At 57.2% G+C, this 15,957-nt stretch carries 16 protein-coding genes; 10 read left to right on the top strand and 6 right to left on the bottom strand.

Annotated features, from left to right (window positions below):
- The first annotated feature begins 118 nt into the window (after positions 1-118).
- The 9 genes from puuD (at position 119) to AC0TNG_RS16790 (ending at position 9,409) form a co-directional block, all read left to right on the top strand.
- Complete coding sequence (puuD, locus tag AC0TNG_RS16830) at positions 119-883, top strand: gamma-glutamyl-gamma-aminobutyrate hydrolase (RefSeq protein ID WP_248272138.1); 765 nt, start codon at positions 119-121, stop codon at positions 881-883.
- 25 nt (positions 884-908) lie between these two features.
- Positions 909-1,466, top strand: coding sequence for an HTH-type transcriptional regulator PuuR (puuR, locus tag AC0TNG_RS16825; RefSeq protein WP_013096835.1), 558 nt, complete (start codon positions 909-911; stop codon positions 1,464-1,466).
- Positions 1,467-1,623: 157 nt separating this feature from the next.
- Positions 1,624-3,117, top strand: a complete 1,494-nt coding sequence (puuC, locus tag AC0TNG_RS16820; RefSeq protein ID WP_473712785.1) for an aldehyde dehydrogenase PuuC — start codon at positions 1,624-1,626, stop codon at positions 3,115-3,117.
- On the top strand, positions 3,114-4,394 hold the full coding sequence (locus tag AC0TNG_RS16815) for an NAD(P)/FAD-dependent oxidoreductase (protein ID WP_473712784.1): 1,281 nt from the start codon (positions 3,114-3,116) through the stop codon (positions 4,392-4,394). The genes puuC and AC0TNG_RS16815 overlap by 4 nt, the downstream gene beginning before the upstream one ends.
- A 25-nt stretch (positions 4,395-4,419) precedes the next feature.
- Entirely contained in the window at positions 4,420-5,691 is a 1,272-nt protein-coding gene (gene puuE / locus AC0TNG_RS16810; protein WP_417927288.1) for a 4-aminobutyrate transaminase, read from the top strand.
- 150 nt (positions 5,692-5,841) lie between these two features.
- Positions 5,842-7,329, top strand: a complete 1,488-nt coding sequence (locus AC0TNG_RS16805; RefSeq protein WP_473712783.1) for a carboxypeptidase M32 — start codon at positions 5,842-5,844, stop codon at positions 7,327-7,329.
- 564 nt (positions 7,330-7,893) lie between these two features.
- Positions 7,894-8,307: an acid resistance repetitive basic protein Asr gene (gene asr, locus AC0TNG_RS16800; protein ID WP_032651095.1), complete on the top strand. Its 414-nt coding sequence runs from the start codon at positions 7,894-7,896 to the stop codon at positions 8,305-8,307.
- Between the two features lie 94 nt (positions 8,308-8,401).
- A complete protein-coding gene (gene ydgU / locus AC0TNG_RS16795) occupies positions 8,402-8,485 on the top strand; it encodes a small membrane protein YdgU (RefSeq protein WP_021241182.1) in 84 nt (27 codons plus the stop codon).
- A 102-nt stretch (positions 8,486-8,587) separates the two neighbouring features.
- Positions 8,588-9,409: a trypsin-like serine peptidase gene (locus AC0TNG_RS16790; protein ID WP_032651094.1), complete on the top strand. Its 822-nt coding sequence runs from the start codon at positions 8,588-8,590 to the stop codon at positions 9,407-9,409.
- 1 nt (position 9,410) lies between these two features.
- Here AC0TNG_RS16790 and AC0TNG_RS16785 read toward each other — a convergent pair whose 3' ends face one another.
- The 4 genes from AC0TNG_RS16785 to AC0TNG_RS16770 all read right to left on the bottom strand — a co-directional run bounded on the left by AC0TNG_RS16785 (position 9,411) and on the right by AC0TNG_RS16770 (position 12,623).
- Positions 9,411-11,573, bottom strand: coding sequence for a bifunctional diguanylate cyclase/phosphodiesterase (locus AC0TNG_RS16785; protein WP_473712782.1), 2,163 nt, complete (start codon positions 11,571-11,573; stop codon positions 9,411-9,413).
- Between the two features lie 83 nt (positions 11,574-11,656).
- A complete protein-coding gene (gene mdtI / locus AC0TNG_RS16780) occupies positions 11,657-11,986 on the bottom strand; it encodes a multidrug/spermidine efflux SMR transporter subunit MdtI (RefSeq protein ID WP_024909144.1) in 330 nt (109 codons plus the stop codon).
- Positions 11,973-12,335, bottom strand: a complete 363-nt coding sequence (mdtJ, locus tag AC0TNG_RS16775) for a multidrug/spermidine efflux SMR transporter subunit MdtJ (RefSeq protein WP_024909145.1) — start codon at positions 12,333-12,335, stop codon at positions 11,973-11,975. Before mdtJ ends, mdtI begins: the two co-directional genes overlap by 14 nt.
- 117 nt (positions 12,336-12,452) lie before the next feature.
- Positions 12,453-12,623, bottom strand: a complete 171-nt coding sequence (locus AC0TNG_RS16770; RefSeq protein ID WP_085930315.1) for a protein YdgV — start codon at positions 12,621-12,623, stop codon at positions 12,453-12,455.
- Between the two features lie 133 nt (positions 12,624-12,756).
- On the opposite strand from AC0TNG_RS16770, the gene AC0TNG_RS16765 reads away from it, so the two are divergent.
- Entirely contained in the window at positions 12,757-13,791 is a 1,035-nt protein-coding gene (locus AC0TNG_RS16765; RefSeq protein WP_024909146.1) for an AI-2E family transporter, read from the top strand.
- A 3-nt stretch (positions 13,792-13,794) separates the two neighbouring features.
- Here AC0TNG_RS16765 and AC0TNG_RS16760 read toward each other — a convergent pair whose 3' ends face one another.
- Both AC0TNG_RS16760 and AC0TNG_RS16755 read right to left on the bottom strand, forming a co-directional pair.
- Positions 13,795-14,742, bottom strand: a complete 948-nt coding sequence (locus AC0TNG_RS16760) for a zinc-dependent alcohol dehydrogenase family protein (RefSeq protein ID WP_473712781.1) — start codon at positions 14,740-14,742, stop codon at positions 13,795-13,797.
- A 25-nt stretch (positions 14,743-14,767) separates the two neighbouring features.
- Complete coding sequence (locus AC0TNG_RS16755) at positions 14,768-15,793, bottom strand: LLM class flavin-dependent oxidoreductase (RefSeq protein ID WP_032651088.1); 1,026 nt, start codon at positions 15,791-15,793, stop codon at positions 14,768-14,770.
- Between the last annotated feature and the right edge of the window lie 164 nt (positions 15,794-15,957).

Genomic DNA, 15,957 nt, shown 5'->3' with positions numbered 1-15,957 from the left:
AATGTTAAATTAAGTTTGCAAAAGGCAGATCCCGTTGCTAGATTGAGAAAATATTGAACGAAAAGGCCGTTTCAGAGGTGAGAATGGCCTAAATTTAGTCCACTTTGTGAGGGCGATCATGGAAAATATAATGAACAAGCCAGTTATTGGCGTGGTGATGTGCAGAAACAGGCTTAAGGGTCATGAGACCCAAACCCTGCAAGAAAAGTACCTGAATGCCGTTATTAACGCAGGGGGCTTACCTATTGCCTTACCGCATGCGCTGGCAGAGCCAGAGCTAATGAACGCTCTGCTGCCAACCCTGGACGGGATTTACCTGCCGGGCAGCCCAAGTAACGTGCAGCCGCACCTTTATGGTGAAAACGGCGATGAGCCTAACGCCGATCCCGGGCGAGATCTTCTGAGTATGGCGCTGATTGCCGCCGCGCTCGAAAGGCGCATCCCCATTTTCGCCATCTGCCGGGGGCTGCAGGAACTGGTTGTTGCGACGGGAGGAACGCTGTATCGCCGCCTGTTCGAGCAGAACGACCTGCTCGAGCATCGGGAAGATCCTGAACTGCCGGTTGAGCTACAATACGCCCCTTCTCATGAAGTTCAGGTTCAGGAAGGAGGACTGCTGTCTCAAATAATACCAGGCTGTAACAAATTTTGGGTAAACTCGTTACACGGGCAAGGCGCACGAACGTTAGGACCACGGCTCCGCGTGGAGGCCCGCTCGACGGACGGACTGGTCGAAGCGGTTAGCGTTCATGACCACCCTTTTGCCCTCGGCGTGCAATGGCACCCCGAATGGAACAGCAGCGAGTACGCCCTGTCACGCATGTTGTTTGAAGGTTTTATCACCGCCTGTCAAAGCCACGTTGCCGAGAAGCAACGGCTTTGACCACTATCGTAAAGGAAATGCAACTATGAGCGATGACGGACTGGCGCCAGGGAAACGTCTGTCAGAGATCCGCCAGCAGCTGGGTCTCTCGCAGCGGCGTGCCGCCGAACTGTCTGGGTTAACACACAGTGCCATCAGCACCATTGAGCAGGATAAAGTCAGTCCTGCCATCAGTACGCTGCAAAAGCTACTGAAAGTCTATGGGCTGTCGCTCTCGGAATTCTTTTCGGAACCGGAAAAACCTGATGAACCGCAGGTGGTTATTAATCAGGAAGACCTTATCGAAATAGGCAGTCAGGGGGTTTCGATGAAGCTGGTTCATAACGGAAATCCGAACCGTACGCTGGCGATGATTTTTGAAACTTACCAGCCTGGAACCACGACCGGAGAGAGGATCAAACACCAGGGTGAGGAGATCGGTACGATACTGGAAGGTGAAATAGTGTTGACCATTAATGGCCAGCCTTATCACCTGGTTGCGGGGCAGAGCTATGCCATCAATACCGGCATACCGCACAGCTTCAGCAACACCTCGGCAGGCATCTGCCGCATTATCAGTGCCCACACCCCCACCACGTTCTAATTACCACTCAGTCCCGGCGTAAGCACGCTTACGCCGGGAAATATAAAAACGATCGATGTCGGCATTCAACGGGTTAATTCCCGGGATGCCTCACGGCTTCGTATTGCCTGAAACGGCCATGCCTTTATTTATCTGATTGCGAAAGAAAGGAGTGAATATGCATTTTAAGCACCTGACTTACTGGCAGGATAAAGCAAAAAACAGCGCCATTGAGGCCCGGTTATTTATTAACGGTGCCTATTGTGACGCCGCCGATAATGCCACGTTTGACACCGTCAATCCCGCGACCCAGCAGACGCTGGCGAACGTCGCCCGTGGCAAGCAGGCGGACGTGGACCGCGCGGTTCAGGCCGCGCGTGAGGTATTTGAGCGCGGTGACTGGTCACAGGCGTCTCCGGCGCAGCGCAAGGCCGTACTAAATAAGCTCGCCGATTTGATGGAACGCCATAGCGAAGAGCTGGCGTTACTGGAAACGCTGGACACCGGTAAACCCATCCGCCACAGCCTGCGCGACGATATTCCCGGCGCGGCTCGCGCTATTCGCTGGTACGCCGAAGCGGCGGATAAAGTCTACGGTGAAGTGGCACCTACGGGTCCGGGCGAGCTGGCGATGATCGTGCGCGAGCCCATCGGGGTTGTTGCGGCCATCGTCCCCTGGAACTTCCCGCTGCTGCTGGCCTGCTGGAAGCTGGGCCCGGCGCTGATCGCGGGCAACAGCGTGGTACTGAAACCGTCGGAGAAATCGCCGCTCTCCGCCCTGCGGCTGGCCGGGCTGGCGAAAGAGGCAGGCCTGCCGGACGGCGTGCTGAATGTGATAAGCGGTTACGGCCACGAAGCGGGCCAGGCGCTGGCGCTGCATCCGGAGGTTGAGGTGCTGACGTTTACCGGCTCTACCCGTACCGGCAAGCAGCTGTTGAAGGACGCGGGTGAAAGCAACATGAAGCGCGTCTGGCTGGAGGCAGGCGGCAAGAGCGCCAACATTATCTTTGCCGACTGTCCGGACCTGGACAAGGCCGTGAGCGCGACCGCCGCCGGGATTTTTTATAACCAGGGACAAGTCTGTATCGCCGGTACCCGCCTGCTGCTCGAAGACAGCATCGCCGATGCGTTCCTGGCAGAGCTGAAAGCGCAGGCCCGTCACTGGCAGCCGGGCGATCCGCTCGACCCCGACAGCACGATGGGCATGCTCATCGACGCTGCGCACGCCGATACCGTCCACACGTTTATTCGCGAGGGAACCCGGAAAGGCTCGCTGCTGCTGGACGGGCGGGAACAATCATGGCCTTCCGCAGTCGGTCCAACCATTTTTGTCGACCTCGAGCCCGACTCCCCGCTGTGCCGGGAAGAGATTTTCGGGCCAGTGCTGGTCGTTACCCGATTTAAAACCGAAGAGGAAGCCTTAACGCTGGCCAACGACAGTGAATACGGGCTTGGCGCGGCGGTATGGACCCGCGATCTCTCCCGCGCGCACCGCATGAGCCGCCGCCTGAAAGCAGGCTCGGTCTTCGTCAATAACTATAACGACGGCGATATGACCGTCCCCTTTGGCGGCTATAAGCAGAGCGGCAACGGTCGCGATAAGTCCCTGCACGCGCTGGAAAAATTTACCGAACTGAAAACCATCTGGATTGCCCTGGAGCCTCAATCATGACCGAACATACCACCAGCTACTACGCGGCCAGCGCGAACGCTTACGAACCTTTCCCGACGCTTAACGAGTCGATCAGCTGTGACGTGTGCGTGGTGGGCGGCGGCTATACCGGCCTCTCCTCCGCGCTGCACCTCGCCGAAATGGGCTACGACGTGGTGCTCCTTGAAGGGGCGCGCATCGGCTTCGGCGCCAGCGGACGCAACGGCGGCCAGCTGGTTAACTCCTACAGCCGCGATATCGACGTGATCGAGAAAAACTACGGGCCCGATGCCGCCAGAATGCTCGGGAGCATGATGTTTGAAGGCGGGGAAATCATCCGGGAGCGTATCCAGCGCTATCAGATCCAGTGCGACTATCGTCCCGGCGGGCTGTTTGTGGCGCTAAACCATAAGCAGCTGGAGACGCTGGAGGAGCAAAAAGCCAACTGGGAACGCTACGGCAACACGCAGCTCGAGTTGCTGGACGCCAGCGCCATCCGCCGGGAGGTCGACAGCGAACGCTATACCGGCGCGCTGCTGGACCGCAGCGGGGGGCATATTCATCCGCTGAACCTGGCGATCGGCGAAGCGGACGCCATTCGCCTGAACGGCGGCCGGGTGTATGAGCAGTCCCCGGTGACCGCCATTCAGCACTCCAGCCCGGCCGTGGTGAGCACGCAGCATGGCCAGGTGACGGCCCGCTACGTGATCGTCGCCGGGAATGCCTATCTGGGCAATAAGATCGAACCGGAACTGGCAAAACGCAGCATGCCCTGCGGCACCCAGGTGGTGACCACCGCCCCGCTGCCGGAAGAGGTCGTCCGCACGCTGATCCCCAATAACTACTGCGTGGAAGATTGTAACTACCTGCTGGATTACTACCGTCTCACCGCCGACAACCGCCTGCTGTACGGTGGTGGCGTCGTCTATGGCGCGCGCGATCCGGACGATGTCGAGCGCCTGGTGATGCCAAAGCTGCTCAAGACCTTCCCTCAGCTGGCAGGCGTCAAAATCGACTACCGCTGGACGGGCAACTTCCTACTGACCCTGTCGCGTATGCCGCAGTTTGGTCGTCTGGATAAAAACATCTATTACATGCAGGGCTACAGCGGCCACGGCGTGACCTGCACCCACCTGGCCGGACGGCTGATCTCGGAACTGTTGCGCGGTGACGCTGAGCGCTTTGATGCGTTTGCCAACCTTCCGCACTACCCCTTCCCGGGCGGCCGCAGCCTGCGGATTCCATTCACGGCGATGGGCGCGGCGTATTACAGCCTGCGCGATCGTCTTGGCGTATGATCGTTTCGACAAAAGGGTATCTGACATGAGTAACCAGGAATTTCATCAGCGCAGACTTTCTGCCACCCCGCGCGGCGTAGGCGTAATGTGTGATTTCTTTGCCCGCACGGCGGAGAATGCCACGCTTACCGACGTGGAAGGCAACGACTATATTGATTTCGCCGCCGGGATCGCGGTACTGAATACCGGCCATCGTCATCCTGAACTGGTGGCTGCCGTGGAAAAACAGCTTCACCAGTTCACCCACACGGCCTACCAGATTGTGCCGTATGAAAGCTACGTTTCATTGGCCGAAAAACTTAACGAGCTGGCCCCTGTGCAGAGCCCGGCCAAAACGGCGTTCTTCACAACGGGCGCGGAAGCGGTGGAAAATGCCATTAAAATCGCCCGGGCCCACACCGGCAGACCGGGTGTGATTGCCTTCGGGGGAGGTTTTCACGGCCGAACCTATATGACCATGGCGTTAACCGGCAAGGTCGCACCTTACAAGCTGGGATTTGGCCCCTTCCCGGGGTCGGTTTATCACGTGCCGTATCCCTCCGAGCTGCACGGCATCACGACGAAGGATGCCATCACGGCGATAGAGCGCCTGTTCAAAGCAGATATTGAGGCGAAACAAGTGGCGGCGATTATTTTTGAACCCATTCAGGGTGAAGGCGGATTCAACGTCGCCCCGCCAGAGCTGGTGGCCGCCATCCGCCGCATCTGTGATGAGCACGGGATTGTGATGATTGCCGACGAAGTGCAGAGCGGCTTCGCACGAACGGGTAAGCTGTTTGCGATGGAACACTACGCGGACAAACCCGACCTGATGACGATGGCTAAAAGCCTGGCAGGCGGAATGCCGCTGTCCGGCGTGGTGGGCCGCGCCGAAATCATGGATGCGCCGGCGCCCGGCGGTCTGGGGGGTACCTATGCAGGCAACCCGCTGGCGGTGGCCGCCGCGCACGCGGTGCTGAATATTATCGACAACGAGTCACTGTGCGCCCGCGCCCGTCAGCTGGGCGATCGGCTGAAAGCCACGCTGGAGGAGATTCAGGGCACCTTCCCTGCACTCGTGGCGATAAGGGGAAGAGGCTCGATGATTGCGGCGGAGTTTTTCGATCCCGAGAGCCGAGAGCCTTCGGCCGCCATCGCGCAGGCGATCCAGCAAAAGGCGCTCGCCCAGGGCCTGCTGTTGTTGATCTGCGGCCAGTACGGCAACGTGATCCGCTTCCTTTATCCGCTGACCATTCCGGATGCCCAGTTCACCCAGGCGCTGGCAATCCTGCAACAGGTTATGCGTGATAAGGCCTGAGTGCCCACCGAAAACCGTCTCCCGGAATTCCGGCGACGGTTTCAACGGAGGAAATCGGCACAGATTTCCTCCGGGTGGGAAATGTTGGGGAATTGGGTCCGTTTCATTGTATGCTCCCTGAAACACATCCCTGGCATGAGGAAATAAGAATTGCAAAAAATATCAGCCTATCAGTCACTTGCGAAAACCTTCCAGCGTCTCTCCCGCTTCTCGCACCTCTCCTCCATCGCCAGCTGGGACATGTTCACCATGATGCCGCCAGGCGGCAGCGCCGCGCGCGGCGAGGCGCTGGCGGAGATGAGCGTCCTGCAGCACCAGATCCTGACCGATAAAAAAGTCGGCGACCTGTTAGCCGCGGCGGCAGGGGAAGATCTGAATGACGTCGAACAGGCCAACCTGCGGGAAATGACGCGCCACTATCAGCAGGCCTCGCTGCTGCCGGAAACGCTGGTGGAAGCCAAATCCCTGGCGGGCAGCAGGTGTGAACACGCCTGGCGCACACAACGTCCCGCCAACGACTGGCAGGGCTTTTCCGCCAACCTGAAAGAGGTGGTCAAACTCAGCCGTGAAGAGGCGCGCCTGCGGGCGGAAGCCAAAGGCTGTACGCCGTACGACGCGCTGCTGGATATTTTTGAACCCGACATGACCAGCGCTCGTCTGGACGTTCTGTTCGGCGATATGAAGTCCTGGCTACCGGACCTGCTGGCAAACGTGGTGGAAAAACAGGCTCAGCGCTCGTTCGTTCCCCCTCAGGGCCCCTTCCCGACGGCAACACAGCGTGAGCTGGGCCTGGAAGCCATGAAGATGCTCGGCTTCGATTTTAACGGCGGCCGCCTGGACGTGAGTGCGCACCCGTTCTGCGGCGGCGTCCCGGAAGACGTGCGTATCACCACGCGCTATGACGAAGATGAACTGCTCAGCGCGCTGTTTGGGGTGATCCACGAAACCGGACATGCCCGCTACGAACAAAACCTGCCGCGCGCGTGGGCAGGACAGCCCATTGCTCTGGCGCGTTCAACCGCGATCCATGAATCACAGAGCCTGTTCTTTGAAATGCAGCTGGGGCGCAGTGAGGCCTTCCTCAAACATCTCCTCCCTGCGGTGCATGCCCGCTTTGGCAGCCAGGCGGCGTTCAGCGAAGAGAACTTTATTGCCTGGAACCAGCGCGTGAAGCCTGGTTATATCCGCGTCGATGCGGACGAAGTGAGCTACCCGGCGCACGTGGTGCTGCGCTATGAGATTGAGCGGTCGCTGATCAACGGCGAGATCGAAGTGGACGATATCCCTGCCCTGTGGGACGAGAAAATGCAGGCCTGGCTCGGGTTATCCACCAAAGACAACTACCGCAACGGCTGTATGCAGGATATCCACTGGACCGACGGCGGTTTTGGCTACTTCCCGTCGTATACGCTGGGAGCCATGTATGCCGCGCAGCTGTTCCATGCCGCGAAAACGGCGCTTCCGGGTCTGCAGGCTTCCATCGCTGAAGGCGATTTTTCCGCACTCTTTGAGTGGCTGCGCCAGAACATCTGGCAGCACGGTAGCCGCTTCAGCACGTCGCAATTAATCACCCAGGCGACGGGCGAGGATCTGAATATCCGTTACTTCCGCGAACATCTTACCTCACGTTACTTGTAATCTGTTTGGCAGGGGTGAGGGACCTCCAGTAAATTTTTTAAGCAGAAGCGATAACCTTGTTTCAGAACGACTAAAGGCTTTCAGCGATGCCCTGGTCCGGCTGTAAATCGCTGAGGCGTTTGCCTTCCGGCCGGGGCGAGGCGCATGGATGCGCCGAGAGGGCGGGCTTTACAGGGATGTTACCTCCGCCCGTCCCCGATAAGCCGGAAGGAATACGCCGAGGGCACCGCGAAGCGGCGATTTACCGCCGGGAGCCAGGGTTGCCAGGGTGGTGGCGACTGAGCCACCCTGGCACGTTCACAGGCCATGTCGTTAAAGAGTAGCAAGGAACATAAAGTGAACGGAATGACCACCAGAGCCGTATGTTCCCCCTCACCCCAGCCCTCTCCCTCAAGGGAGAGGGGGTCGTCTGTGCAGGCATTATTTTATAGGGAACACCGGCAATGTACATATGGTTACACGCCGATACCAATCACTCACGGAAACCTCGAATTTACAGGGATATAGTTATTTCAACGGCCCCGCAGTGGGGTTAAATGAAAAACCAAATTCGAGGGTATGAGAATGAATAAAGTATTAGCTCTGGTTGTTGCCGCTGCTATGGGTCTGTCTTCTGCTGCATTTGCTGCTGACACTACCGCAACTGCTGCACCGGCTGCCGCACCTGCTGCAACCACCACCGCTGCCCCAGCAAAAGCGGTTCACCATAAGAAACATCACAAAGCTGCAGCGAAAAAAGAAGCCGCTGCACCTGCAACCGCAGCACCAACCGAGCAGAAAGCTCAGGCTGCCAAAAAGCACCACCACAAAAAAGCCGCTAAACCGGCTGTAGAGCAAAAAGCTCAGGCTGCTAAAAAACACCACCACAAAAAAGCCGCTAAACCGGCTGTAGAGCAGAAAGCTCAGGCTGCTAAAAAGCATCACAAAAAAGCAGTAAAACACGAAGCTGCTAAACCAGCTGCACAGCCAGCTGCGTAAGAGTACAAGCTAAACCGTGCCCTTCGGGGCACGTTGGTAAACCGGCGCCGAACCGGAACAGGTTCCGCGCCGTTTTTTTTTATCCGGAGGGCGTATGCTGCGACGCTATCGGTTTGAGCTGATTCTGATCCTGCTTATTTTATGCGCGCTCATCGCCAGCCATTTTTATCTTTCCTGATTGTAGCACGCTGATTTTACTCCCACTTTAGCGCTGTCCCGTCTATAGTATTTTCATAGGGTTCACTTTTAATAATCATAATTACCCCCACCAGAGTGTGATATGCGTAAATCTGTTGTGTTGTTACTGGGAACGTTTGGTCTTTTTTCTGGATTTTCACATGCGGATGATGGCGGTGATGACACCATTAGCGCGAAAGAGCTAAAGACGCTTTTTTTCGGTCATGACGATCGCACGCGCGTCGCCGATCCCACTCAGGCCCCCTGGGATGCTATAGGTCAACTGGAAACCGCCAGCGGTAACTTATGTACTGCGACGTTGATCACCCCGCAGCTTGCCCTGACGGCAGGCCACTGTCTGTTAACCCCACCAAACGGCAAGCCGGATAAAGCGGTTGCCCTGCGGTTTGTGTCGCAAAAAGGGACCTGGCGCTATGAAATCCACGGCATTGAAGGTCGGGTTGATCCCTCTCTTGGCAAACGCCTGAAACCGGATGGTGACGGCTGGATCGTGCCGCCGGGGGCTGCCTCATGGGACTTTGGCCTGATCGTTTTACGCTATCCGCCTTCAGGCATTACGCCGCTGCCGTTATTTGAGGGCGACAAAGCCGCACTCACCGCCGCGCTGAAAGCCGCCGACCGGAAGGTGACGCAATCGGGCTATCCTGTCGATCATCTGGATACGCTTTATACGCATACCGACTGTATTGTGACGGGCTGGGCGCAAACCAGCGTACTCTCCCATCAGTGCGATACGTTACCGGGCGATAGCGGCTCACCGCTGATGCTGAAAACAGATAACGGCTGGCAGCTGATCGGTGTGCAGAGCTCTGCCCCGGCGGCGAAAGATCGCTGGCGCGCCGATAACAGGGCCTTGTCCGTGACCGGTTTTCGCGACAAGCTGGAAGCGCTGGCGCAGCAGTAAATCAGCAGTGTCTAACCTTACGTAACGCTCTGATCGACTCAATCGGCATCGGCTGGCTGAACCAAAAACCCTGCAGTTGATCGCAGCCAGCCAGCCGCAGCAGTTTCATTTGCTTCTCGGTTTCCACCCCTTCTGCCACCACCGCCATGCCCAGCGCATTGGCGATCCGCACCGTGCCGCTCACCAGCGCGGCCGCCTGTTCATCGTGGTCCACCAGCCCGGCCAGGGATTTATCGATCTTGATGGTGTCGAAGTTAAAACGCCGCAAATAGCCAATGCTGGAATAACCGGTACCAAAATCATCCAGCGCCACCGCAGTGCCCAGCGCTTTAAGATTGGCTATCGCCATGCGGGCACGCTCAGGGTTTTCCAGCACATAGGACTCCGTGACCTCAAGCTGCAGTCGGTGGGCCGGAAAACGGGTGGTCTCCAGCACGCTTGCCACTTTTTCTTCAAAGGCGGGATCGCGAAATTGCGCGGGGGAGATATTTACGGAGAGCTTTAAGTCGCCGTACGGCTGCAGATCCTGGCAGGCCCGCTGCAACACAAACTGGCCCAGCTTGTAAATCAGACCGCTGGTCTCCGCGATGGTGATAAAAATATCCGGCCCAAGCGGCCCGTCCGGACGACGCGGCCAGCGGACCAGCGCCTCGACGCTGCTCATTGTCTGGCTGTGGGCGTCAATAATCGGCTGATACCAGACATCAAACTCATCGCGTTCCAGACCGTCACGAATCTGATTTTCAATCGCCAGCTTGCGTTCCCGGACGCTGTTCAACTCCGCATCATAGTGGGTAATACGCCCTTTCCCGCTCATTTTGGCGTGATACATGGCAATATCGGCGCGGCGAAACAGTTCTGAGCTGTTGCATTCAGTCAGGGTTCCGCTGGCGATACCGATACTGGCCCCGATATGGATGGTGCGTTCCCCCAGTTGAACCGGGGTGGTGAGAAAATCCAGCACCGAAACAGCAAAGGCGGTAGCCTGCGCCTCTGCATCATCACCGCCGATGGTCATGGCAAATTCATCCCCGCCCATCCGCGCCAGCATTCCGCCCGGCGGCACGCGTTCACTCAGCGTTTTCGCAATCGCCACGATGAGATCGTCCCCCACGCTGTGGCCATAGATATCATTCACATCCTTAAAACCATCGAGATCGATAAACACCACGCTTTTGACGTCGGTATCACCGCGTAAACGCACCCGATCCAGCGCCTCGATGAGCGCACGCCGGTTAGGCAAGTGGCTTAGCCAGTCCGTTCTGGCAACCAGACGCGCCTGGCTTTCCCCTCGCGCAAGCTTGTACAGCCCCACGCTGCTCACCAGAATAAAGAGCAGGATCAGGGCCGACGCCAGCACCACAATCTGCCTGATATCAGAAGATGCCGCCCGGGCGGCCTGCGCCCCCGGAAGCCGTGCCTGCCAGTTAAGATAGCCCAGCAGCTCCCCTGCCGAACTGCGCAGCGGCATACTCATTTCGTTAATTTTTTCCGGCGTAAAGTGCAGGTTATCGATCTGAAAGGTCGCCCCCAGGTCGGCTAAGATTCTGGCGTTCAGATGACGGGTGATCACCAGATAGCGGCGCGTTTCGTCGGTCACCTGTAATCTTCCGACCATCGGGCGAATCAGCCCAATGCCCACAAAGGCGACGCCGCTTCGCGTTTTGCTGATCCCGGCATAGATATTTTTATCGCTTGATAAGGCGCGCGCGTGCTGAGCAATCAGGGCTTTCAGCCCCTTACCGAAAAAATCGAGATTCGTCTCCTGAAAAGGCTGACTTTGAAACGATCCCCAGATGACATCGAAATGTTCATCCAGCACGAAGGTCCCGTCATAGAGGTTATTGATTTTAAAGCCAGCACCCCAGGTGTTATACAACCAGTCGGTATCGAGCGTGGGACGGTAGGCCTCCCGCACCGCATCGTCCCAGACGGCGTTATCCAGCACCAGCGAGGAGACGCGATTAACCGAGGTCTGAATAGCCCCCTGCACGGAAAGCGCCGTACGGTGTTCATCAATTTCGTTGGTTTTGGTGCTGATAAGATGCAGGGAAAGGTAGAGCAGTGCGACGATGGAGATGATTAAGCCGATCCCCGCCATGAAGACCATGGCAAACAACGTTCTCGCATTGGGAATATTGCGCCAGCTTAATGTGCGATACATCAGCCATCCTCTTCATGTTTTGCTTTTCTAAGCGTAATACAGGCAGCGAATTTCGCTGCCTGTAAATCATGGTTTGAGGTCTGTCAGGCGAGTTTTATCATGATCATGCCGGCAAGCAGCAAGATGAGCCCCATCCAGCCCTTGTTATTTAAACGCTGGCCGAAGAGCACCCAGCCTGCGGCCAGCGTGGCGGCGATACCAAAACCGCCCCACAGCGCATAGGCCACCGAAAGATCGATCCCTTTTACCGCCTGAGACAGGGCGCTGAACGCCCCCAGAACCGCGGCAATCGACATCAGGCCGTAGAGTTTACGGCGAAAACCATCGGAGAATTTCAGCAGAACGTTCGCCAGGATTTCCAGCACAATGGCGAGCCCCAGCCAGGCCGCATGAACCCATTCAAACTGTTGCATGGTTCTGCTCCTTCTGCTGTTTGCCAGGTTTTCGGGTACCGGATTTAATCAGCACAATACCCGCGACCAGCGTCGTTAACCCGGCGACCTTCATTGGTGTTAATGTTTCGTCAAATATCAGCACGCTGAACAGCGTAATCAACAAAATACCGATCCCTTCCCACAGTGCATACGCGACGCCCAGCGCAATTTTTTTCACCGCAAACGAGAGGAAAATATAAGAAAGCGAAATCATCACCAGCATCAAAATAAAACCGGTGTTGCCATCGCTGATGCTTGCCCACTTCATAGACAGCGTGCCGGTAATTTCAGCGATAATTGCCAGCGCTAATAGGATCCAGTAAAACATGTTTTTCTCCTGCTTGAGAATATAATCCATCGTGGCCCGCTGCGTGCAGCAAACCCAAAAATACGAATTGAAATCAGTCAGCTAAGCGCTTAGCGCCAGCTCAGGCAGAAGAGATGACTATAGTGCGGTGCGCCAGTGTTGCTCACCAGAAAGCAGGCAGAAGGAGGTGGAGTATACAGCGGTATTGTTTGAAGAGTACGTCCTGAACATATTGTCCATAAAATTACAATTATCCGCGTTGTTGCTTCTCGTCTTTGCGGATGAAAATTGTCCTCGGTAGTTAAACACACTAAATTTGTACCATAAGCTAGGGTTTTACTCAAAGTCTTTGCAATTCTTTACCCATCCCGTTTGATTTTGGTTAGTTTATTGCAATGCCTTTCACCTTTATTATAAATAAAAAGATTTTTCCGGAGTCACCATGGCTAAACCCATCATTACCCTGAACGGGTTAAAAATTGTCATCATGCTGGGCATGCTGGTGATCATATTGACAGGCGTTCGTTTTGCCGCCGACATTATTGTGCCTTTTATTCTGTCCCTGTTTGTTGCAGTGATCCTTAATCCACTGGTACAGCGCATGACGCGGCTACGCATTCCGCGCGTGCTGGCCATCACGCTGCTTATCAGCATCATTATTGTGGCGATGGTCTTGCTGGTGGCGTATCTGGGGACCTCGCTAAACGAACTGGCGCGAACGCTGCCAAAATACCGCTCTTCGCTGGCGATACCGCTGCTGCAGCTTGAACCCTGGCTGCAGCGCGCGGGTATCGAAGTCTCGGTTGAGGAACTCCTGAAATATATCGACCCCAATGCGGCCATGACGATCGTCACCAGCCTGCTGGCACAGCTTTCCAATGCCATGACATCCATTTTCCTGCTGTTTTTAACGGTGGTGTTCATGCTGCTGGAGGTACCGCAGCTGCCGGCAAAGCTACAGCAGATGATGGTCCGTCCGGTTGAAGGGATGGGGGCGATTCAACGCGCGCTGGACAGCGTCTCCCGCTATCTGGTGCTGAAAACCGCCATTAGTCTGGTCACGGGCGGTGTCGTCTGGGTGATGCTTCTGGCGCTGGACGTTCGCTTTGCGTTTGTCTGGGGGTTGCTGGCGTTTGCGCTTAACTACATTCCCAACATCGGCTCCGTGCTGGCGGCGATCCCCCCTATCCTTCAGGTGCTGGTTTTCAGCGGGCTTTATGACGCGCTGATCCTTCTGGCCGGATATCTGGTCATCAATCTGGTGTTCGGTAACATTCTTGAGCCACGCATGATGGGGCGAGGGCTGGGACTTTCCACGCTGGTGGTCTTTTTGTCCCTGATTTTTTGGGGCTGGCTGCTCGGCCCCGTTGGGATGCTGCTCTCCGTCCCGCTGACCATCATCGTCAAGATTGGCCTGGAGCAGACGGCGGGAGGGCAAAGTATCGCCGTGCTGCTGAGCGATATGAGCCATCAATAGCGGTCAGTCCGCCATCGACAGAAGGGGCTTGCGGGTCCTTCCACTTTCGCGATACGTACCGATCGCTCTCTGCCATTCCGCCAGTGGATACACCGTGACGTCGCTGTAGCCACTGTTGGGCAAATTAAGCCAGATGCGGTCAAACTCGGCGCGCCACGCCCCAGCGCTGAGCGCATCCAGACCGTTTCGGATATGGAACCACGCCACGCGCGGCACGGGCCGTTGCTGTCTGAAGGTTTGCCCGGAGAGAAGGCCGTAGCAAACAAACATGCCCTGCTCGGGCATCACGCTAAGGATCGCTTCCGCAAGCGGCCCGCCGATGGCATCGTAGACGACGTCGGTACGCGCGGCAACGGAGCCAATCCGCTGCGCGTCATGCTGCGCGACGGGAATGATGCCCATCGCCTCCAGCCGTTCAGCATGCACGGCAGAACGGTGAATGCCATACACCGCTTCCGCCCCCGCCTGACGCGCCCACTGCCCCAGCAGGATGGCGCAATCCGACCCGGCAGCCGTGAGCAGCACCCGCTTTCCACGAGGCGGGTAGCGGGTCAGCATCATCTGCGCCGCCAGCGGGTTGATATAGGCCCGCGCGGCCAGATGTGCGTCGACGGTGTCCGGAACGGGTATCGCATACTCTGCCGGGCAATCCACATAGCGCTGCCAGGTGCCCTGACCGCGCAGCGGCAGGACGCGCTTACCCACCAGATGCTTAAACGAGGCGGGCGCCCCGGTGACAACGCCGACACCTTCATACCCCGCGACCGCCGGTAACGGGGTTCTGTGGCGGTAGGCGCCGGTAATGGGAATGAGATCGGACGCGTTCACCGGAGAATACAGCATTCGCACGCGGAGATGACCCGGCGCAAGCGCCCCCAGCGGCGCGGTTTCAGGTTGCAGAACGGTTTCTGGCTCGCCAAAACGGCGATACCAGAGGGCCAGGTTTTCCATTACGATCTCACGGCTGATAGCGGAACTACTCGCGCCAGCCCATTGCCGGTGCGACATGTTTGAGAATAGACTCAATCACGTGCGCATTATAATCCACACCCAGCTGGTTCGGTACGGTCAGTAAAAGCGTGTCCGCCTCGGCAATCGCCTCGTCCTTTTTCAGCTGTTCAACCAGCTTGTCCGGCTCCGCGGCATAGCTGCGGCCGAAGATGGCGCGCGTTTTCTCATCAAGATACCCCACGCTATCGCTGTCGTTGCGGCTGGCACCGAAATACATCCGGTCGCGGTCGTCCATCAGCGCAAAAATACTGCGGCTGACCGACACCCGCGGCTCGCGCGTGTGCCCTGCCTCTTTCCAGGCCTGACGGTACGCGCGGATCTGTTTTGCCTGCTGAATATGGAACGGCTCACCGGTTTCATCGTCCTTCAGGGTTGAGCTTTGCAGGTTCATTCCCAGCTTTGCGGCCCATACGGCCGTCGCATTTGAACCGGCGCCCCACCAGATACGCTCGCGCAGCCCTTCAGAATACGGTTCCAGGCGCAGCAGCCCCGGCGGATTCGGGAACATTGGCTGCGGGTTCGGTTTGGCAAACCCTTCCCCGCGCAGCACCTCAAGCAGCACCTCGGTATGACGACGCGCCATATCCGACTCGTTTTCCCCTTCCTGCGGGACATAGCCGAAATGACGCCAGCCATCAATGACCTGCTCCGGCGAGCCACGGCTGATGCCAAGCTGCAGGCGACCGCCGGAAATCAGATCCGCCGCGCCCGCATCTTCGGCCATGTACATCGGATTTTCATAGCGCATATCGATCACGCCGGTACCGATTTCGATGGTCTTCGTTTTTGCGCCAATGGCGGCCAGCAGAGGGAACGGCGAGCTAAGCTGTCGGGCAAAGTGGTGCACGCGGAAATACGCGCCGTCTGCACCCAGCTCTTCAGCCGCCACGGCTAAATCGATGGACTGCAGCAGCGTGTCTGCCGCCGAGCGCGTGCCGGACTGCGGTGAAGGCGTCCAGTGACCAAAGGATAAAAACCCGATCTTTTTCATAACCATGTGTCCTGATAATGCGTTGCGTTCTGTCCACTTTACGCATTACCCGGTAAGAATAAATGCCGTTTATTTAACGGAATGATTCAAATAAATTGACAGAATTGAGCGGGGCGTCATTACGCGCCATAATGGGATATAATATCCCCCACTTTTTTCATGGC

The organism is Enterobacter sp. PL_is514, from assembly GCF_055816715.1.
Note: the sequence above shows the minus strand (reverse complement) of the source record. Positions and strands in the feature narration are given on the sequence as shown.